We start from the raw sequence: 18,642 nt of genomic DNA on the forward strand, positions 1-18,642 counted from the left end.
ACGGACCGTGACCATGGCTGAGTTGGGCCGATAGTCAGGTTCAGTACGGATGGCACCACCGGAGGTGGCCGCGATGGCGGGCAACACGGGTAGCAACAGCAACGCATCGGAGACCTCGGACAGCCTCAAGACATTCGGGGCGGTCGTCAAGGTCTTCCGAGAACGTGCGGGCTACACCCAGGAGCAACTTGCGCCGTTGCTCCGGTACTCGGTCCAGACCCTGGCCTCGATCGAGCAGGGGCGGCGCTACCCGCAACGGGAGTACGTGGAGCGGGCGGAGGAGGTGCTCGACGCGTTCGGGGTCCTGAGGGCGGCGGCGAAGTGCCTGGTGCGGAAGCCGGGGTTGGCGGCGTGGTTCGACCAGTGGGCCGCGCTGGAGGAGAAGGCGATCAGCCTGTGCACGTACGAGTGCCGGTTGATTCCGGGTCTACTGCAGAACGATCCGTACGCCCAAGCGATGTTTCATAGCGCCGTTCCACCACTGACGGACGATGAGATCGTGACGCGGCTCGCCGCACGCCAGGATCGTCAGCGCCTCCTCTGGGACAGGCCGAACACCGCGTTCAGCTTCATCATCGAGCAGGCACTGCTGGACCGGAACACGGGCGGCACCGAGGTCACCAAAGCGCTCATCGACCACTTGCTGGAGTGCGCTGAGCTACGCAACGTCGAGATCCAGATCATCCCGCGCGTACAGGAGGCGCATGCGGCGCTCGAAGGCCCCTTGCAGCTTCTGGAGACCGCTGACAACCAGTGGTTCGGCTACGTGGAAGGCCAGCGGACCGGTCAGTTGATCACTGACCCGAAAGAGGTCAGCGTTTTTCAAATGCGGTATGCCAAACTGCGCTCACAGGCTCTTACCCCTGAAGACTCCGTGAGCCTGCTGAGGCAGATCCGAGGAGCGCTATGAGCACCGACCTTGCCTGGTTCAAGAGCAGCTACTCCACTGCAGACGGCGACAGTTGCGTAGAGGTCGCCCTCTCCTGGCACAAGTCCACGTACAGCGGAAGCGACGGCGACGAGTGCGTCGAGGTCGCCGCCTGCCCGGAGAACACCGTCCACGTCCGGGACTCCAAGGACAAACAGGGCCCTCAGCTCGCCTTCTCCCCCACCGCGTGGTCCGCGTTCGTCACGCACACGGCGCGCACATAGTCGTAGAGCGCGTCGACGGCGGCGTGCGTGGCGACAACGGGCCGGACCAAGTAGACGGTGAGCGGCGGGGCGTCGGCCACCGGGAGGTACACAACGCCCGGGTGCGGGTGGCTGTGTTCCGTGCCCTCGGCGGTGACGCCCACCGCTTCACCGGTCGCGATGGCGGTCAGCCATTCGTCAACGTTCGCCACCTCGAAGGTCCGTGGGCGCTGGCCGCGCGGCCAGAGGTCATCCGTCGTGGTGGCGGCCGTGGCGCACAAAGCAACCGGGCGGGTGGCGAGGTGGCCCAGCCGTACGGCGGGGAGGCGGGTGAGGGCGTCGCCGTCCGGGACGGCGGCCAGGCGGCGTTCGCGGTAGAGGGGCAGGGCCCGCAGGCCGCTGTCGGCCGGGGGTTCGGTGCGTAGGAACGCCACGTCGACCTCGCCTCGCCGCAGCGCGGCCTCCGGGTCGTCCCGGCGGTGGACCTGCAGCGGGGTGTCCGGGTGGGCGTCGCGCCAGCCGCGCAGCAGCGGGACCGTGTGGCGGCCGAGGGCGGCCCATGCGAAGCCGACGCGGAGCGGGCGCGGTCCGGCCTGGGCTTCGGTGAGGGCGGTGTCGACTTGGCTGAGGATGCGGTGGGCGTGTTCGTAGAGCCGCCTGCCGGGTTCGGTGAGGGCGAGGTGGCGCGTGGTGCGTTCGACCAGCGTGGTGCCGAGGCGGCTCTCCAGTTGGTTGAGGGTGCGGGACAGCGCGGGCTGGCTGATGTGCAACGAAGCGGCGGCGTCGGTGATCGTACCCTCGTCCCCGATGGCGGTCAGGGCCCGCAGATGGCGCAGCTCGACATTCATAACCCTGGAGCATAGGTGCGGACCAGAAGGTATTTCCCTGGCCGTATGGGACCCGAATAGCGTCATCGGCATGAGGATTCTGCTGATTGGGGCCACCGGCGCGCTCGGTACGGCCGTTCACGAGACGCTGACCGCCCGTGGCCACGAGGTCGTCACCGTGGGGCGGACCGGCGGCGATCTGCGGTACGACATCGCGGAGCCCGCCCAGGTCGCCGAGATGTACGTACAGGCCGGGGCGGTGGACGCGGTGGCCGGGACCGCTGGGGACGTGCCGTTCAAGTCGGTCGCCGAGATAGCGCCCACGGACTATCTGTCCGCCTTCCACGGCAAGGTGCTGAGCCAGATCGAGCTGGTGCGGCAGGGGGTGTCGCGGATCGCGGAGCGGGGTTCGTTCACGCTGATCACGGGGATTCTGGGGGACGATCCCATCCCGACGAGCAGCGCGGCGGCGATGGCGAACGGCGCGGTCGAGGCGTTCGTCCGCGCGGCGGCCATCGAGATCGCGCCGCAGCGGATCAACGCCGTCAGTCCGTCGGTGTTCACGGAGTCCCTGCCGAAGTACGGGGACTTCTTCCCGGGGATCCCGGCCGTGGACCTCGCTCAGGTGACGCAGGCGTACGTCCGCTCCATCGAAGGCGCCAACACGGGGCGGATCTTCTCCGTGGTGTAGCAGAGATACGCAGGTCAGGGGCTCGCCGTCAGCGGCGGGCCCCTTTTTTCGTTCCCGACTCATTGACGGCCCCGAGTGCCGGACCTAGCGTGCTCGATGCAGATTGTTTGACAATCTACATCCGGAGCAGCCCCTGTCGGGAGGTACACGACTCCATGCGCGTCATCGTGATCGGAGCGGGCATCGTCGGTCTGGCCAGTGCGTACCGGCTGGCCAAGAACGGGTGCGAGGTGGTGGTCGTCGAGGCCCGGGAAGCGGGGTCGGCGGCCTCGCACGGCAACGCGGCCAAGATCGCCCTGGCGGAGAGCGGCCCGGTGCCCGCGCCGGGGGTGATCCTCCAGTCGCTGCGGTGGATGCTGAAGCCGGACAGTCCGCTGTATGTGAAGCCCTCGCTGGCACCGGGCTTCGTGAAGTTCATGCTGCGGATGGCCGCACACTGCACCGACCGGGACTTCCGCCACGGCCTGGAGACCCATCTCCGGCTGGCCGAGGGCACCTTGGACCTGCTGGACGGCTGGACCGAGGACGGCATCGGCTTCGAGATGCACCGGGCCGGTGTGCTGCTGGCCTTCGAGACCCGGAAGCGGTACGAGGAACAGCTCGGCGCGCTCGACGTGTTCGAGCGCTTCGGCATGGTTCCGGAGCGGCTGCACGGGGACGACGTCCGGGCGCGGGAGCCCGCGCTGAACCACCGGATCCGCCACGGTCTGTTCTTCCCCGACGACCGCCAGGTGCAGCCGGACTCGCTCACCCGTGGGCTGGTCAAGCGCTGCCAGGAGCTGGGTGTGGTGATCCACGCGCACACTCCGGTGCGGCGCGTCTCGCAGAGCAACGGCCGGGTGACGGGCGTGCTGACCGATCAGGGCGAGATCACCGGCGACACGCTGCTGGTGGCGGCGGGGGTGTGGAGTGGCCGTATCTCGCGCGAGCTGGGCGTTCCGCTACCCATCCGGCCGGGCAAGGGCTACAGCGTCGACTACTCCCCCGCGCCGGTTCAGCTGCGTACGTCGCTCACGCTGGAGGACGCCCGGGTCGCGGTCACACCGCTGAACGGGATGCTGCGGCTGGCCGGAACGATGGAGTTCGGCGGGCTGGACGAGAAGATCAACGTACGTCGTGTCGCCGCCATCAAGCGGGCCGCCGCCGAGGCGTTCACCGGCTGGGGCGACCCGGCCGGAGAGGCGGCGCCCTGGGCGGGGCTGCGGCCCATGACCCCGGACGGGCTGCCGATTATCGGCCGCCTCGATCCGTTGCCCAACGTCTATGTCGCCTCGGGCCACGGGATGCTGGGGCTCACCCTGGCCCCCGCGACCGCCGAGATCATCACCGAGGCCATCACCCGGCAGCGCGTTCCCTCCGTCGCGGAAACCGTCTCGCCCGGCCGTTTCACCCGGGCGTGACCGCCCGCCCCCGGCCGACCAGGGTGAGGATGGGCGGGCCAAGGCGGACCGTCCGCCATCAGCGCAGAGGTACAGCAGAGGTAGGGGTATTCATGGCTCAGCCGGACGCACGTCCCACGGCTTCCGAAGCGGCTCCCGAAGCGGCGCGCGAGATGCGGGCGTTGCGGCCCGTCAGCGGCGGCACCCGCAGGGAGGAAGTCGTCGAGGCGATCCGCCGTGCGCTGCTGGCCGGAGAGCTGGTGCCGGGACAGCGCGTCAAGGAAGTGGAACTCGCCGCCCTGCTGAACGTGAGCCGCCCGACCCTGCGGGAGGCGCTGCACATCCTCATCCACGAGGGCGCCATGGTGCAGGAGCCGTACAAGGGGATCCGGGTCGCCGAGACCAGCCCGGCGGTCCTCCTCGACCTCGCCGACGTCCGCGTCTCGCTGGAGACCATGGCCGCGCTGCGGCTGGCCGAGGACCCGGGCGGCGAGGGGGTGGCGGCGCTGAGGCGGGCGCTGGACGACCACGAGACGGCGGTGCGGCGGGCGGACGCGGTGGCGTCCGACCTCACCCACCTGGAGTTCCACCGCACGCTGTGGCTGGCGTCGGGCAACGCCATGCTGACCAAGATCTGGCCGCTGGTCGGCGCCCAGATCCGCATGGCGATGACGGTCGACCAGCTCACCCGGGACGATCCGCAGCGCGATCTCGAACTGCACCGGCGGATGGTCGAGGTCATCGAATCCGGCGACACCGACCGCATCCGCGCCGAAGTAGACCTGCACATCCGGTCGAGTGCGGAAGAACTCGTCCGCATCATGCGGGACCGGCAACAGCCCCAGACGTAATACCCAGACGTAAGGAGTGTTTTATGAGTACGCAGTTCACCGGCATCCTGGCCGCCGTCGTCACACCGCTGACGTCCGACGGCTCGGCGGTGGACGCCGAGGGGGTCCGGCGCCAGGCCGAGCACATGATCTCCGGTGGCATCGCCGGTCTCGTCCCCGGCGGCAGCACCGGCGAGTTCACCACCCTGACCACCGCCGAGCGCAAGCGGGTCACCGAGCTGTACGTCGAGGCCGCTGCGGGGCGCGTCCCGGTCGTCGCCGGGACCGGGGCGCTCAGCACCGCCGAGACCGTGGAGCTGAGCACCCACGCCGAACAGGCGGGCGCGGCCGCCGTCATGGTGGTGCCGCCGTTCTACGACACCCCGTCCTGGGACGAGTTGGTGGCGTACTACGGCGCGGTGTCGGAGGCGATCAACATCCCCGTCATGTACTACAACATCCCGGCGGCCACCGGTGTCGACCTCAGCCCCGAGCAGTTCGCGCAGCTGGCCCGCGAGACCGGGGTGACCTCGTTCAAGGACACCGGCGGGGACTTCCCCCGCTTCACCGCCGTACGGCAGCACCACGCCCAGGACATCACCGCGCTCAACGGCTGGGACACCCTGACGTTCGCCGCCCTCGCCGGAGGCGCCCAGGCCGGGGTGTGGGGCACGGCCAGCGTGATTCCCCGGCTGTGCGCCGATCTGTACGACGCCCTCGCGGTGCGCGGTGACCTGCTGGCCGGGCGCGAACTCTGGGCGAAGATCTTCCCGATCTGCCAGTTCCTGGAGTCCCACAACTACGCCTGCGCCATCAAGACCGGCCTCGACCTCGTCGGGCAGAGCGCGGGCCCGACCCGGCTGCCGGTGCTGCCGCTGGCCCCCCGATACCGCGAGGAACTGCGGGCGCTGCTGGTCGCGGCGGGCGTGAGCGTCACCGAGGAGAGCGTGGCGGCGGCCTGATGGGACCGCGCCGCGTCCATACGATCGACGTCCACGCCGAGGGCGAACCGGGGCGCGTCCTCATCGCCAGCCATCTGGGTGTCAAGGGCGCCACCATGGCGGAACGGCTCCGGTACTGCCGGGACCACCTCGACCCGCTGCGCCGACTCCTGCTGCGCGAACCCCGTGGCTACCCGGGCCTGTGCGGCGTCCTCGTCCTGCCCCCGGCCGAGCCCGCCGCCGACTTCGGGCTGGTCGTCCTGGAACAGGGCGGCTTCCGGCCCATGTCGGGCAGCAACCTCATCTGCGCGGTGACGGCGCTGCTGGAGACCGGGGCGCTGCCGGTGCGCGAACCGGTGACCGAACTCGTCGTGGACACCGCCGTCGGGCTGGTCACGGTCCGGGCCGAGGTGGCGCGGGGCAAGGTCACCCGGGTCACGTTCGAGAACGTGCCCGCCTTCGCGGTGGCCGTGGACCAACCGCTGGAGATGCCCGAGTACGGCCGGGTGCCGGTCGACATCGTCTTCGGCGGGCAGTTCTTCGTCCAGGCCAGGGCCGCCGATCTGGGGATCGCGCTGGAGCCCGGGCAGGCCAGGGCGATCACCCGGGCCGGTGCCGTGCTGCGCGCCGCCGCACAGCGGGAGTTCCCGGTGCGCCACCCGGTCCACTCCGAGATCGGCCAGGTGTCCCTGGTGATGCTCCACGGGCCCTCGTCCACCCCCGGCGTCTCGGGCCGCAACGCGGTCGTCCTGCCCAACGGAGAGGTGGACCTCGCCGATCCGGCCACCTGGACCGGTTCGCTGGACCGCTCGCCGTGCGGCACCGGGACGTGCGGCCGGATGGCCGCCCTGCACGCCCGGGGCGATCTGCCGCTGGACACCCCCTTCGTGCACGAGAGCATGCTCGGCACCACCTTCACCGGCACGCTGCGCGGCACTGCCCGGGTCGGCCCGTACGAGGCGGTGCTCCCGGCCATCAGCGGGCGCGGCTGGATCACGGGGTTCGGCCAGTACGTCCTGGACGAGAGCGATCCCTTCCCGCACGGCTATGTGCTGGGCGACCTGTGGGGCCGCGAGGCGCCGGAGCATGCCGTATCCGAACTCGTAGATCTGGAGCACTGATGGCTGGAGCACTGATGGAGAGCGCGGGACAGCAGTTCATCGCGGGCAAGCGGCGCGGTGGCGGATCCCGGGAGCAGCTGACGGTCACCAACCCCGCCACCGGCGAGGTCCTGGCCACCGACACCATGGCCTCCCCCGACGACGTCCACGAAGCCGTCACCGCCGCCGCCCAGGCCTTCGGCGACTGGTCGCGCACCACCCCCGGCGAGCGCTCCGAAGCCATGCTGCGCTGGGCGGACATCCTCCAGGAGCGCGCCGAGGAGCTGGCCGCGACCGAGTCCCGCATCGGCGGGAAGCCGATCAAGCTGGCCCGGGGCTTCGACATACCCGGGGTCATCGACAACGTCCGCTTCTTCGCCGGGGCCGCCCGCAACCTGGAGGGGAAGGCCGCCGGTGAGTACTCCGGCGACCACACGTCCGCCATCCGGCGCGAACCCCTCGGCGTCGTGGGCTCCATCGCGCCCTGGAACTACCCGCTCCAGATGGCGGCGTGGAAGGTGCTCCCGGCCGTCGCGGCGGGCAACACCGTCGTACTGAAACCGTCCGAACTGACCCCGCAGACCTCGGTGATGTTCGCCGAGGCCGCGCAGCGGGCCGGGATCCCCGACGGGGTCATCAACATCGTCACCGGCAGCGGCGCCACCGCCGGTCACGCGCTCGTCAGCCACCCCGGCGTCGCCATGGTCTCCTTCACCGGCTCCACCGCCGTGGGCCGCCAGGTCGCCGCGACGGCGGCCGGTGACGTCAAACGCGTCCACCTCGAACTCGGCGGCAAGGCGCCGTTCGTGGTCTTCGACGACGCCGATCTGGAGTCCGCCGCGCGCGGCGCCGTGGCCGGGTCGCTCATCAACAGCGGCCAGGACTGCACCGCCGCCACCCGCGCCTACGTCCAGCGCCCGCTGTACGAGGCGTTCGTGCGGCGGGTCGCGGACCTCATGGACGGGGTACGGCTGGGGCCGGTGGACGACCCCGGCACCGACATGGGCTCGCTGATCTCTCTCCAGCAGCGCGACCGCGTGGCCGCGATGGTGGACCGGGCCAGGGACGCCGGGGCCACCGTCGTACGCGGCGGAGGCGTCCCCGGGGACATGCCCGCCGAAGGCGCGTACTACGAGCCGACACTGATCACCGGGGCGGCGCAGGACTCGGAGATCGTCCAGCGGGAGGTCTTCGGCCCGGTGCTGGTCTGCCTGCCGTTCGACACCGACGAGGACGCCATCCGGCTGGCCAACGACACCCCGTACGGGCTGGCCGCCTCGGCCTGGACCGGCGGTGTCTTCCGGGCGCAGCGCGCCGCCCGCGACATCCGGGCGGGCTGTGTGTGGATCAACGACCACATCCCGATCGTCAGCGAGATGCCGCACGGGGGCTATCAGGCTTCCGGCTTCGGCAAGGACATGTCCGCGTACTCCTTCGAGGAATACACCAACGTCAAGCACGTGATGTCCGAGATCACGGGTGAGCGGCGCAAGCCCTGGCACGACCTGGTGTTCAGCACCCGCTGAGCCCCACGATTTCGCAATTTCGTCCGAACGGGACGGCCTCCTGGCCGGGAGGCCGCCCCATGGGCGTATCAGCCCGTGCGGCCCGCGAACTCACGCCAGCGAGATCGGGCCGCTGAATCCCCTGGGAGGATTCATGACCACCCTAGCCGCCCCCTCCGAGGGGACGAAAAACCCCGACAGAGAGCTGAAGCGAAGCCTCGGCCTGTGGCAACTGACCCTGCTCGGCGTCAGCACCCAGATCGGCTCCGGCTGGCTGTTCGCCGTCCTCTCCTCCGCTTCCGTCGCCGGTCCGGCCGCCGTCCTGTCCTGGATCATCGGCGCCGTCCTCTTCATCATCGTCTCGCTGACCTGGATCGAACTCGGCACCCTCTTCCCGCGCTCCGGCGGCATCGTCCGCTACCCGGCCCTCTCGCACGGCGCGTTCGCGGGGTGGGTGACGGGCTGGGGCTACTGGATCGGCACCGTCTGTCTGCCCGCCGTCGAGGCCCAGGCCGTCCTGACCTACCTCGGGGGCCGCTACTCCCACCTCGGCCTGGTCCGGGTCGACAGCGGCGCGACCGTCCTCGACTGGCCGAACGGGATCCTGGGCGGGATGGCCCTGCTGGTGCTGTTCTTCGTACTCAACTTCTTCGGCGTACGGCTGCTGGCCAAGGTCAACACCTGGGTGACGCTGTGGAAGGTCCTGGTGCCCGTCGTCACCTTCGTCCTGCTGTTCACCGCTTTCAAGTCCAGCAACTTCCACGCCCACGGCGGCTTCGTCCCCACCGGTCCCGGCGGCATCGTGCACGCCCTGGCGATCGGCGGCATCGCCTTCGGCTACCTCGGCTCCCGGCAGGTCCTCGACTACGGCGGCGAGGCGCGCAACCCGCGCCGCGACATCCCCCTCGCCGTCATCGGATCGATCCTCATCCCCATGGTCATCTACCTGGGCTTGCAGATCGGCTTCCTCGGCGCCCTCGACTGGCGGGACGCCGGACTGGCCCCCGGCGACTGGTCGGGCCTGACCAGCAGCGACTGGGCGTCCTCCCCGCTGTTCTCGGCGCTCGGCGCCGCCGGGTTCGGCTCGTTCGCCACCGTGCTGCTCATCGACGCCGCCATCTCACCGGCCGGGAACGGGTGGGTCACGCTCGGCAGCGCCGCCCGTGCCTCGTACGCCTTCGGGCTCGACGGCTACGCGCCGACGCCGCTGTCCAAGGTCAACAAGTACGGCATTCCGTGGGTGTCGCTGATCGCCGCGCTCATCGTGAGCGGGCTCTTCCTGCTGCCCTTCCCCAGCTGGTACCAGCTCGTCTCGGTGGTCTCCGCCGGACTGGTGCTCAGCTATCTCATGGGCAGCGCCATCGTGCCCGTCCTGCGCCGCACCGCCCCCGCCATCCCCCGCACCTGGCGGCTGCCCGCCGTGGGGCTGTGGGCGCCGACCGGCTACGCCGCCGGGCTGTTCATCGTCTACGCCGCCGGATTCACCTCGCTGGTCCAGCTGCTCACCATCGCCTTCGCCGGGCTCGCCGTGTACGGGGGCTACACCTCGGTGCTGCACGGCTGGGTCCGGCGCCGTACCGGATGGGTCCTTTCCGGTGCCTTCTTCGCGGCGTGGATCCTCATCACCGTGCGCGGGGGCTGGTTCATGAACGTCACCGAGACCCAGCGCCCGGGAAGCTGGCCCTTCCCCTGGTACATGGCGGCCATGACGGCGGCTGTTGCTCTTTTTGTCGCCGCGCTGCGCACCGCGAGTACTCCGCAGGGTCGGCGGCATCTGGACGCCGGGGTCTGGCTGCTCGTCACGCTCCTGGCCGTGCTGGCGATCTCGTACTACGGCGCCTACGGCCCGCTGTCCGCGCCGCCGCTCTCCGATCCGTACGACCTGCTGGCCGTCGTGCTGATCTCGCTGGGCAGCTACGGGTGGGCGGTGCGCAGCGGGTTCCGTACGGAGCAGCTGGACCGGGCGCTGGCGGAGGACTATCCGTCGGCCAGCTGACGTCTGCTCCGCGGCTGTTAGGGTGACCGCATGTCCAGTCCCGAGGCATCCAGGCTCTAGCCACCGGTCGTTCGGTGGCGCCTTCATCACCGGGCTTACCGGTCTCCGCAGTTCTCTCCGTCTTTCATGCCGGTGTGTGGAGTCTTCATGCCTTTTGCCATCTATGTGCTCGGACTGGCGGTCTTCGCCCAAGGGACATCCGAGTTCATGCTGTCCGGTCTGGTGCCGGACATCGCCAGTGATCTGAATGTGTCCATCCCCGCTGCGGGCGCGCTGACGTCGGCGTTCGCGGTGGGGATGATCGTGGGGGCGCCGCTGATGGCGGTCCTCAGTATGCGGTGGCCCGCGCGGCGGGCGCTGCTGGTGTTTCTGACGGTCTTTATGGCCGTCCATGTCGTCGGTGCCGTCACCACCAGCTTCGGTGTCCTGCTGGCCACCCGGGTGCTCGGGGCGCTGGCCAATGCCGGGTTCCTGGCCGTGGGGCTCGCGGCGGCGACCGGGATGGTGCCGCCCGGGGCCAAGGGGCGGGCCACGTCCGCGTTGCTGGGCGGGGTCACGCTCGCGTGCGTCGCCGGGGTTCCGGCCGGGGCGCTGCTGGGGCAGGTCTGGGGGTGGCGTTCGGCGTTCTGGGCGGTGGCGCTCGTCTCCGTACCGGCCCTGTTCGCGATCCTGTGGTCCGTACCGCGCTCCGAAGCGGTGTCGGCGCCCCCGAGGGCGCGCGGTGAGCTGCGGGCACTGCGCAGTGCGCGGCTGCTGGTGACGCTGGGGCTCGGGATGCTGGTGAACGCCGCGACGTTCTGCACGTTCACCTATCTGACGCCGCTCATCACGAACGTGAGCGGCATCGGGGAGGCCTGGGTCCCGGCCGTGCTGGCGCTCTTCGGGATCGGGTCGTTCGCCGGGGTGACCATCGCCGGGCGGTGGTCGGACGCGCGGCCGATGCTGGTCCTGGTGCCGGGCGGGCTCGCGCTGCTCGTCGGCTGGCTGCTGCTGTCGGTGGGCGCGGACCGGCCGGGGGTGGCGGTCGCGCTGGTCCTCGTACAGGGGACGCTGTCGTTCGGCGTCGGCTCGACGCTGATCACGCGGGCGCTGTACGCGGCGGCCGAAGCGCCCGCGCTGGGCGGCGCGTTCGCGACGGCGGCGCTCAACGTGGGCGCGGCCGTCGGGCCCGCTCTCGGCGGGCTCGCGCTGGGCGCGGGGCTGGGCTACCGGTCTCCGGTCTGGGCGAGCGCGCTGCTGGTGGCGCTGGCCATCGTGGTGGCGGGCGTGGCGGGCGTGGCGGCGCCCGCCGACCGGTCCGACCGGCGTGCTACGGCTGCACGATGACGAGGTACAGGAACCACAGGATGGGCAGCAGCGCCACGTACGACAGCGGGCGCTGAAGCACACCCTTCCCGGGGTCGGGGCGCGTCCCGTACATGGCGGGCCCCGGCTCCGGGAGCTTGTTGAGCTTCCCGCGCACCACCAGGTTGTGGATGACCGTGTACGGATTGAAGATCACCGCGGAGAACGGGCTCCACCAGCCCTGCCACAGCGTGTTGGTGGTCGCCTCCCGGCGCAGCGCCGTACCGCAGGTCCGGCAGAACGGCCCCTCCCACTTCTTGAACCGCATCATCAGCAGCAGGCCGACATGGCTGCGGATGGTGACCTGGGCGGCGGGCTGCGCCGCGCAGATCCGGCAGGCGGGCACCTGCGGCACCCCGGCCATCTGCTGGCCGTAACCGGGCATCTGGTGTGGCTGGTTGTAGCCGGGGCCCGGTTGTGGATGCCCGTACGGCGCCTGGGGCGGCGCGGCGAACGGGTTCCCCTGGGGCGGTGCGGCGGCGTACGGGTTCCCCTGCGGCGGGGGCGGCATGGACATGGGATTCCTTAGCAAGAATGGCCAGTTCAGCGATCATACGAAACGGAAACCTGTGAATTTCGTCGGCCTTTGAGTCATCCTCGGCTCCCGCCCGTACCCCTGTGCACCGGAGCCCATAGGAAGGGGACGGGCCGTGACGACGCTTTTGAACAGCCGGGCCGGTCGGAGGCTGGCCTTGCGCCAGATTCGGCCACGGCGGTCCCCCGCCGTGCCGCTGGTGCTGTTGAGCTGGGCGGGGGCGGCTGCGGTGCTGTCCCTGTGGTGGATGAACACCCCGAACGTCACCGGCAACGCCGCCTGGTTGAACGGGGCGGGGCGGCTGAGCGGGCTGCTCGCCGGGTACGTGCTGGCGCTGGTGGTGCTGCAGATGGCGCGGGTGCCCGCGCTGGAGCGGCGGGTGGGTTCTGACCGGGTGGCGCGGTGGCACGCGATGAGCGGGCGGTACGCGCTGTGCCTGATCCTCGCCCATGTCGGCCTGATCATCGCGGGGTACGCGACCGAGAGCGGCACGTCGTTCGTCGCGCAGACCGAGACGATGGTCCTCACCTTCCCCGACATGCTGGAAGCGACGATCGGCACGGTGACCCTCGTGGTGATCGGGCTGATCTCGGCCGGGATGGTGCGCCGGAGGATTCCGTACGAGATCTGGTACTACCTGCATCTGCTCACCTACGCGGCCGTCTTCCTGTCCTTCTGGCACCAGCTCACCAACGGCGCCGAGTTCGTGGGCAACATGACGGCGCAGACGGCGTGGTACGTGCTGTACGGCGCGGTCAGCGCGCTCGCGATCTGGTACCGGCTGCTGGTGCCGCTGCGGCTGAACATGCGGCACCGGATGAAGGTCGAGGCGGTCGTCCAGGAGGCGCCCGGGATCGTGTCGGTGCTGATCAGCGGGCGCAAGCTGCACCGGATCGGCGCGGAGGCGGGGCAGTTCTTCCGGTGGCGGTTCCTGGCCCCGGGGCTGCGGTGGAGTTCCCATCCGTTCTCGCTGTCCGCCCCGCCCCGGCCCAATCTGCTGCGTATCACCGTGAAGGCGGTGGGCGGGGGCAGTACGCGGCTCGCCGACCTGAAGCCCGGGACCAGAGTGTGGGCCGAGGGGCCGTACGGCGCGATGACCGCGTCGCGCCGCAGTCAGGGCAAGGTGCTGATGATCGCCGGTGGGGCGGGCATCACCCCCATCCGTGCCCTGTTCGAGACGCTGCCCGGCAAGGGCGGTGACCTGACCCTGCTCTACCGCGCCCGGACCGTCGAGGACCTGGCGCTGTGGGGCGAGCTGAAGCAGATCGCGACCGAACGGGACGCCCGGCTGCTGTACGCCGTCAACGGCCCGGACGGGGCCCGTCCGGAGATCAGCGCGGAGCGGCTGCGGGCGCTGCTGCCGGACATCGACGAGCACGACGTCTATCTGTGCGGGCCTCCGGGCCTGACTGAGCACGCGTACGAGGCGCTGCACGACGCGGGGGTCCCCGACCGCCGTATCCATCATGAATCCTTCGAGCTGTGACCTTTCGACCTGCGACCTGAGGTGGAGCCATGAAGAGGAAGCATCCGCTGCGCCGTATCCTGCTGGGCACCGCCGCCACCGTCGCCGGTGTGGTGGCGCTGCTGGCGCTGAAGCAGCCCGCAGGGGGTGGCCAGACCGTCGCCTCTCCGCCTGCCGGGCAGGCGCCGCCGGTCGCGGCGACCGCGCCGGGGGCTCCAGGTCAGGGTGGAGAGACCCTGACTGGTGATGTCGTCGACACGCAGTACGGGCCGGTGCAGGTCAGCGTCACCATGAGCGGCGGGAAGATCACCGCCGCGCAGGCCGTCAAGACGCCGGACTCCGGGCCGCGCAGCGTACAGATCGCCAAGGACTCCATCCCGAAGCTCAACCAGCAGGCGATGTCCGCCGCGAAGGTCGACACCGTGTCCGGTGCGACGTACACCAGCGAGGGCTATTCCAAGTCCCTGCAGAGCGCTCTCGACAAGGCGGGTACCAAGTGACGTCCTACGACGAGTACGGCTCGCCGGAACCGCTGCGCCATGTCGAACACGTCATGGGCACCGTCTTCTCCTTCGACCTGCGCGAGGTCCACGACGCCGACCGGCCGCGCGTGCTGGCCGCGCTGGACGGGGCCGTGGTGGGGCTCCACCGGGTGGACGAGCTGTTCTCCACGTACCGCGCGGACAGCCAGATCAGCCGTCTCGGGCGCGAGGAGCTGACGCTGTCGCAGTGCGAGCCGGAGGTGCGGGACGTGCTGGAGCTGTGCGAGGAGTTCTCGTACCGCAGCGACGGCTGGTTCACCGCCCGCTACGCCGGTGGGCGGCCCGATCCGACCGGCCTGGTCAAGGGGTGGGCGGTCGAGCGCGCCGCCCGGATGCTGGCCTCGGCGGGCGCCGGTTCGGTGTGCGTCAACGGCGGCGGCGATGTGCAGCTGCACGGCGGTCCGTGGCGGGTGGGCATCGCCGATCCGGTGCGACGCGGTGAGCTGCTGGCGGTGGTGGAGGCGCACGGCGAGCTGGCCGTGGCCACGTCCGGTCCGGCGGAGCGCGGCTGCCACATCCTGGACCCCCACACCGGCCGCCCCCCGGCGGACGGGCTCGCCTCCGTGACGGTGGTCGGCACCAGCCTCACCGAGGTGGACGCCTGGGCGACGGCGGCCTGCGCGATGGGCGCCGAGCGCGCCCGCCCGTGGCTGCAGCGGCAGCCGGGCGCGGAGGCGTTCGTGGTGACGGCGGAGGGGACGACGTGGCAGACCAGCGGTTTCGCGCGTTTTTCGGCTGAGATGTGCGTGTCGTGAGATTTGCTCCCGGGCTCAGCGGTGGCCGCGTACGGCGTCGGCCAGCAGGCCCGCGTGGCCGTAGCTCAGGTCCTTCACGGCCGTCAGCAGCGTGAGGGTGCCCTGCCCGGCCAGCTCGCGCAGATGGTCCACGGCCTCGCGGTGCTCCGGCTGTGCCAGCTCGGCGCGGTACCGCCGGGCGAACTCCGCGTACCGCTCCGGCTCGTGCCCGTACCAGCGTCGTAGCTCTGTGGAGGGAGCTGCGGCCTTGGCCCACTCGTCGAGGCGGGCGTCGGCCTTCGCCAGGCCGCGCGGCCAGATGCGGTCCACCAGGACGCGGGTGCCGTCGTCCTGCTCCGGCGCGTCGTACACGCGGCGGACCCGGATCCCGGGGCGGGCCCGCCTCCCGTTCTTGTCTGCCATGTCTCCATCGAAGCATCCCGGTGGCGGCGGTATCGGCGGATAATGCGCCACATGGGCAAGGTGTACGAACGTATCGACGGCAGACTTCGCACATTTATCGAACGGCAGAAGATCTTCTTCACGGCTACCGCTCCGCTGGCCGGGGACGGCACCGTGAATCTGTCCCCCAAAGGGGTGGCCGGTTCGTTCGCCGTGCTCGACGAACTGACCGTGGCTTACCTGGACTTCTCCGGGAGCAACGCGGAGACCATCGCCCATCTGCGGGAGAACGGCCGCATCACGCTGATGTGGTGCGCCTTTGACGGGCCGCCGAACATCGTGCGGGTGCATGGGCGGGGTGAGCCGGTGTTCCGCGACGACGCGCGCTTCGGGGAGCTGGTCACGCACTTTCCGTCGGTCGATGTGCAGGCGCATGGGCTGCGGGCCGTGATCGTGGTGACGGCTGAGCTGATCCGGGACACGTGTGGGTACGCGGTGCCCTTCATGGACTACCGGGAGGATCGCTCGCTGCACGCCCAGCGGTTCCGGCGGGAGGACGACGCGTCCTTGAGTCGTTACTGCGAGCGGAAGGAACACGTCGCCAGCAGCATGGACGGGTTGCCGGGGTTGCCGCTTCCGCTGCCGCCGCTTTCGTTGTAATGACCAGATATCGAGACGGTCTTGCGTGGTGGGCGGTGTACGGCGTTCGATCGCGCGGTGCGATCCGAACCCAAGAGCCCTGTGGCGTCCTCGTCGTCTGACGCTGAGCCCGCGCCCGATGACCGGGCGGCCCGGCGGGCCGTCACCGTTTTCCCCCTGCTCGTGCTCGCCGCCGGGGCGGCGGGCCTGAGCACGCCGGACACCTTCAGTGGGTGGGCGCCGAATGTGCCCTATCTGCTTGGGGTCGTCATGTTCTGCATGGGGCTGACCATGACTCCTTCTGACTTCACGGGCGTGCTGAAGCGGCCCTGGGCGGTGGCGCTCGGGCTGGTCGCGCACTACGTGATCATGCCCGGTCTGGGGTGGCTGATCGCTCATGCCCTGGGGCTGTCGCCGCAGTTGGCGGCCGGTGTCATCCTGGTCGGCTGCGCGCCGAGCGGGACGGCGTCCAATGTGGTCACGTATCTGGCGCGGGGCGATGTGGCACTGTCCGTCTCCGTCGCCACCGTCTCGACGGTGGTCGCGCCGTTGGTGACCCCGCCGCTGACGCTGCTGCTGGCCGGGGAATTCCTGCCGGTGGACGCGGAGTCGATGGTGACGGACATCGTGAAGACGGTGCTGCTGCCGGTGGTGGGTGGCTTGGTGGTGCGGCTGCTGGCCGGGCGGTTGATTGCTCGGGTGCTGGGGGTGCTGCCGTGGCTTTCGGCCGTGACGATCGGGGTGATCGTGGCGATCGTCGTCGCGGGCAGTGCGGATGCGATCCGGTCGGCGGCGGCGCTGGTGTTGCTGGCCGTCGTCCTGCACAACGGTCTCGGGCTGGCCCTGGGGTATGCGGCGGGCAAGGTGGGCCGACTGGGTGCGCCTGCGAGCCGGGCGATGGCCTTCGAGGTGGGCATGCAGAACTCCGGGCTGGCGGCCTCTCTTGCGGCCGCCCATTTCAGCCCCCTCGCCGCGCTTCCGGCGGCGGTCTTCTCGGTGTGGCACAACGTGTCGGGGTCGGTAGTGGCGGCGTGGATGGCCCACCGCGCCCGCCGCGACGAGAAGGAGTAGCCCCCACCCCGCCCCGGCCCCCGCTCCTCAGTCGACGGAGGGGCTGGGTGGTGTCCCCGAACGCCGTAGGGGCTGGGTAATGCGGCGTCGGGGATCAATCGAACCGTGGTCATCGATGAGATTGATCATGGGCTAGGCATAGCGTCCGCCGCGCGACCGCCGACCACGGCACATCTGGCCGGGCAACTGGGGATCGATGATCCGTCGTGCGTGAAGCGGTACACCGAGCGTCGGCAGACCGCGTACGACCACGCCTGGAGATCCGGGACGCCTAGGGCTACCACCCGTTCGAGGACCGGGAGTGGGGCCGGAAGTTCCGGGCGTTCCTGCACGGCCGGGCGTCCCTGGCGTCCTTGCGCTTGCTCACTGCCTTGAGGCCGAGAAGCGACTCAGATTCGCGTAGCACGATCGCCATCGCGCCGAGCTCGTCGCCACCACCGCCTTGAGCCCGATGCCGACTGGAGTCTTCCCTGCTTGGTGTCAGCTGCCGATCGTGTCGAGTTCGGAGACCGCGTTCGCCGGCAGGGTCAGGTCGGCGGAGGCGATGTTCTGGCGCAGGTGCGCGCGCGTGGAGGTGCCCGGAATAAGGGCGATGGCAGCCGAGCGCTGCAGCAGCCAGGCCAGGGCGACCTGCTGGGGTGAGGCGTCCAGGCGTGCGGCGACATCGGTCAAGGTCTGTGACTGCAGCGGGGAGAAGCCGCCCAGGGGGAAGAACGGGGTGAAGGCGATGTTCTGTGCGGCGCACCGCTCGACGAGGGGGTCGTCCTGGCGGTTGGCCAGGTTGTAGAGGTTCTGCATCGTGACGACCGGGGCGATGGTCTGCGCCTCGGTGAGCTGGGCCTCGGAGGCGGCGCTGAGTCCGAGGTGGCGGATCAGGCCTTCCTGCTGCAGCTCGGCCAGCGCGCCGAACATGTCGCTGATCGGCTCCTCGTCCGTCTGCCCCTCGTTGGTGCCCAGACGCAGGTTCACCACGTCGAGCGTGTCCAGGCCCAGGTGCTGGAGGTTCTCGTGGACCTGGGCCTTGAGGTCCTGGGGGGCCCGCGAGATGTTCCAGCTGCCGTCGTCGCCGCGACGGTTGCCGACCTTGGTCACGATGCGCAGGTCCGCTGGGTAGGGGTGCAGGGCCTCCTTGATGATTTCGTTGACGACGGCGGGTCCGTAGAAGTCGCTGGTGTCGATGTGGGTGATGCCCCGCTCGACGGCCTCTCGCAGCACCGCGACGGCCTCGTCCCGGTCCTTGGGCGGCCCGAACACATTGGGTCCCGCAAGCTGCATGGCTCCGTAGCCCATGCGGCTGATGGTCAGGTCGTCGGCGAGGGTGAGAGTTCCGCCGGGGGTGGTGCCGGTCATGGCGTGCCTTCCATTGCGTTCCTGTGTGGGCGGTTTACCTGTTATCGGCTGCGTGTGGATGATCGTCGTGCGTTCATGGTGCGTACGCCCGCGGCACCCCGCCAGGGACGCTTCAACGGTAGGAGCAGCAGTACCACCCTCGATATCGCCTTGATGGCCG

At 70.3% G+C, this 18,642-nt stretch carries 19 protein-coding genes and 1 pseudogene; 16 read left to right on the plus strand and 4 right to left on the minus strand.

From position 1 onward, the window contains the following. The first annotated feature begins 73 nt into the window (after nt 1–73). On the plus strand, nt 74–910 hold the full coding sequence (locus ACWC5C_RS22975) for a helix-turn-helix domain-containing protein (RefSeq protein ID WP_450878010.1): 837 nt from the start codon (nt 74–76) through the stop codon (nt 908–910). Beyond that, nucleotides 907–1,152 (plus strand): DUF397 domain-containing protein, encoded by a 246-nt coding sequence (locus tag ACWC5C_RS22980; RefSeq protein WP_450878012.1) that lies wholly within the window; start codon nt 907–909, stop codon nt 1,150–1,152. Before ACWC5C_RS22975 ends, ACWC5C_RS22980 begins: the two co-directional genes overlap by 4 nt. Here ACWC5C_RS22980 and ACWC5C_RS22985 read toward each other — a convergent pair. Further along, complete coding sequence (locus ACWC5C_RS22985) at nt 1,092–1,979, minus strand: LysR family transcriptional regulator (protein WP_450878014.1); 888 nt, start codon at nt 1,977–1,979, stop codon at nt 1,092–1,094. The genes ACWC5C_RS22980 and ACWC5C_RS22985 overlap by 61 nt on opposite strands. A gap of 70 nt (nt 1,980–2,049) precedes the next feature. Between ACWC5C_RS22985 and ACWC5C_RS22990 the strand changes: the two genes are divergently transcribed. The 8 genes from ACWC5C_RS22990 to ACWC5C_RS23025 all read left to right on the plus strand — a co-directional run bounded on the left by ACWC5C_RS22990 (nt 2,050) and on the right by ACWC5C_RS23025 (nt 11,726). Continuing rightward, complete coding sequence (locus ACWC5C_RS22990; protein ID WP_450878016.1) at nt 2,050–2,649, plus strand: short chain dehydrogenase; 600 nt, start codon at nt 2,050–2,052, stop codon at nt 2,647–2,649. 155 nt (nt 2,650–2,804) lie between these two features. Continuing rightward, nucleotides 2,805–4,049: an NAD(P)/FAD-dependent oxidoreductase gene (locus ACWC5C_RS22995; protein WP_450878018.1), complete on the plus strand. Its 1,245-nt coding sequence runs from the start codon at nt 2,805–2,807 to the stop codon at nt 4,047–4,049. 92 nt (nt 4,050–4,141) lie between these two features. Then, nucleotides 4,142–4,879 carry a GntR family transcriptional regulator gene (locus tag ACWC5C_RS23000; protein WP_450878020.1) on the plus strand — a complete coding sequence of 246 codons (738 nt, stop codon included), beginning with the start codon at nt 4,142–4,144 and terminating at the stop codon, nt 4,877–4,879. Between the two features lie 23 nt (nt 4,880–4,902). Further along, complete coding sequence (locus ACWC5C_RS23005) at nt 4,903–5,820, plus strand: dihydrodipicolinate synthase family protein (protein ID WP_450878022.1); 918 nt, start codon at nt 4,903–4,905, stop codon at nt 5,818–5,820. Further along, complete coding sequence (locus ACWC5C_RS23010) at nt 5,820–6,920, plus strand: proline racemase family protein (protein WP_450878024.1); 1,101 nt, start codon at nt 5,820–5,822, stop codon at nt 6,918–6,920. The genes ACWC5C_RS23005 and ACWC5C_RS23010 overlap by 1 nt, the downstream gene beginning before the upstream one ends. Beyond that, complete coding sequence (locus ACWC5C_RS23015; RefSeq protein WP_450878026.1) at nt 6,920–8,425, plus strand: gamma-aminobutyraldehyde dehydrogenase; 1,506 nt, start codon at nt 6,920–6,922, stop codon at nt 8,423–8,425. Before ACWC5C_RS23010 ends, ACWC5C_RS23015 begins: the two co-directional genes overlap by 1 nt. A gap of 133 nt (nt 8,426–8,558) precedes the next feature. Continuing rightward, the gene (locus tag ACWC5C_RS23020) at nt 8,559–10,400 is read left to right on the plus strand and encodes an APC family permease (protein ID WP_450878028.1); all 1,842 of its coding nucleotides are present in this window, start codon (nt 8,559–8,561) and stop codon (nt 10,398–10,400) included. Between the two features lie 147 nt (nt 10,401–10,547). Then, nucleotides 10,548–11,726: a Cmx/CmrA family chloramphenicol efflux MFS transporter gene (locus tag ACWC5C_RS23025; RefSeq protein WP_450878030.1), complete on the plus strand. Its 1,179-nt coding sequence runs from the start codon at nt 10,548–10,550 to the stop codon at nt 11,724–11,726. On the opposite strand, the gene ACWC5C_RS23030 is transcribed toward ACWC5C_RS23025, so the two are convergent. Further along, complete coding sequence (locus tag ACWC5C_RS23030; RefSeq protein ID WP_450878032.1) at nt 11,710–12,261, minus strand: hypothetical protein; 552 nt, start codon at nt 12,259–12,261, stop codon at nt 11,710–11,712. The genes ACWC5C_RS23025 and ACWC5C_RS23030 overlap by 17 nt on opposite strands. A 133-nt stretch (nt 12,262–12,394) precedes the next feature. Here ACWC5C_RS23030 and ACWC5C_RS23035 point away from each other — a divergent pair, with 133 nt between their 5' ends. Genes ACWC5C_RS23035 through ACWC5C_RS23045 form a run of 3 tightly spaced genes read left to right on the plus strand, consistent with a single transcriptional unit; the run spans nt 12,395 to nt 15,041 of the window. Next, entirely contained in the window at nt 12,395–13,765 is a 1,371-nt protein-coding gene (locus tag ACWC5C_RS23035) for a ferredoxin reductase family protein (RefSeq protein ID WP_450878034.1), read from the plus strand. 29 nt (nt 13,766–13,794) lie between these two features. Beyond that, a complete protein-coding gene (locus ACWC5C_RS23040) occupies nt 13,795–14,244 on the plus strand; it encodes an FMN-binding protein (RefSeq protein ID WP_450878036.1) in 450 nt (149 codons plus the stop codon). Nucleotides 14,245–14,297: 53 nt separating this feature from the next. Further along, on the plus strand, nt 14,298–15,041 hold the full coding sequence (locus ACWC5C_RS23045; RefSeq protein WP_450878277.1) for an FAD:protein FMN transferase: 744 nt from the start codon (nt 14,298–14,300) through the stop codon (nt 15,039–15,041). A gap of 15 nt (nt 15,042–15,056) precedes the next feature. Here ACWC5C_RS23045 and ACWC5C_RS23050 read toward each other — a convergent pair whose 3' ends face one another. After that, nucleotides 15,057–15,443 (minus strand): DUF488 domain-containing protein, encoded by a 387-nt coding sequence (locus ACWC5C_RS23050; protein ID WP_450878038.1) that lies wholly within the window; start codon nt 15,441–15,443, stop codon nt 15,057–15,059. A 51-nt stretch (nt 15,444–15,494) separates the two neighbouring features. On the opposite strand from ACWC5C_RS23050, the gene ACWC5C_RS23055 reads away from it, so the two are divergent. The 3 genes and pseudogenes from ACWC5C_RS23055 to ACWC5C_RS23065 all read left to right on the plus strand — a co-directional run. Continuing rightward, nucleotides 15,495–16,082, plus strand: a complete 588-nt coding sequence (locus ACWC5C_RS23055) for a pyridoxamine 5'-phosphate oxidase family protein (protein WP_450878040.1) — start codon at nt 15,495–15,497, stop codon at nt 16,080–16,082. Nucleotides 16,083–16,139: 57 nt separating this feature from the next. Further along, entirely contained in the window at nt 16,140–17,132 is a 993-nt protein-coding gene (locus ACWC5C_RS23060) for a bile acid:sodium symporter family protein (protein ID WP_450878042.1), read from the plus strand. A gap of 159 nt (nt 17,133–17,291) precedes the next feature. Beyond that, a pseudogene (locus tag ACWC5C_RS23065) lies at nt 17,292–17,473 on the plus strand (DUF4158 domain-containing protein); the annotation flags it as partial. A gap of 139 nt (nt 17,474–17,612) precedes the next feature. Here ACWC5C_RS23065 and ACWC5C_RS23070 read toward each other — a convergent pair. Continuing rightward, nucleotides 17,613–18,482 carry an oxidoreductase gene (locus ACWC5C_RS23070; RefSeq protein ID WP_450878044.1) on the minus strand — a complete coding sequence of 290 codons (870 nt, stop codon included), beginning with the start codon at nt 18,480–18,482 and terminating at the stop codon, nt 17,613–17,615. Nucleotides 18,483–18,642 lie beyond the last annotated feature (160 nt).

It is taken from the genome of Streptomyces sp. NPDC001700 (assembly GCF_053596435.1).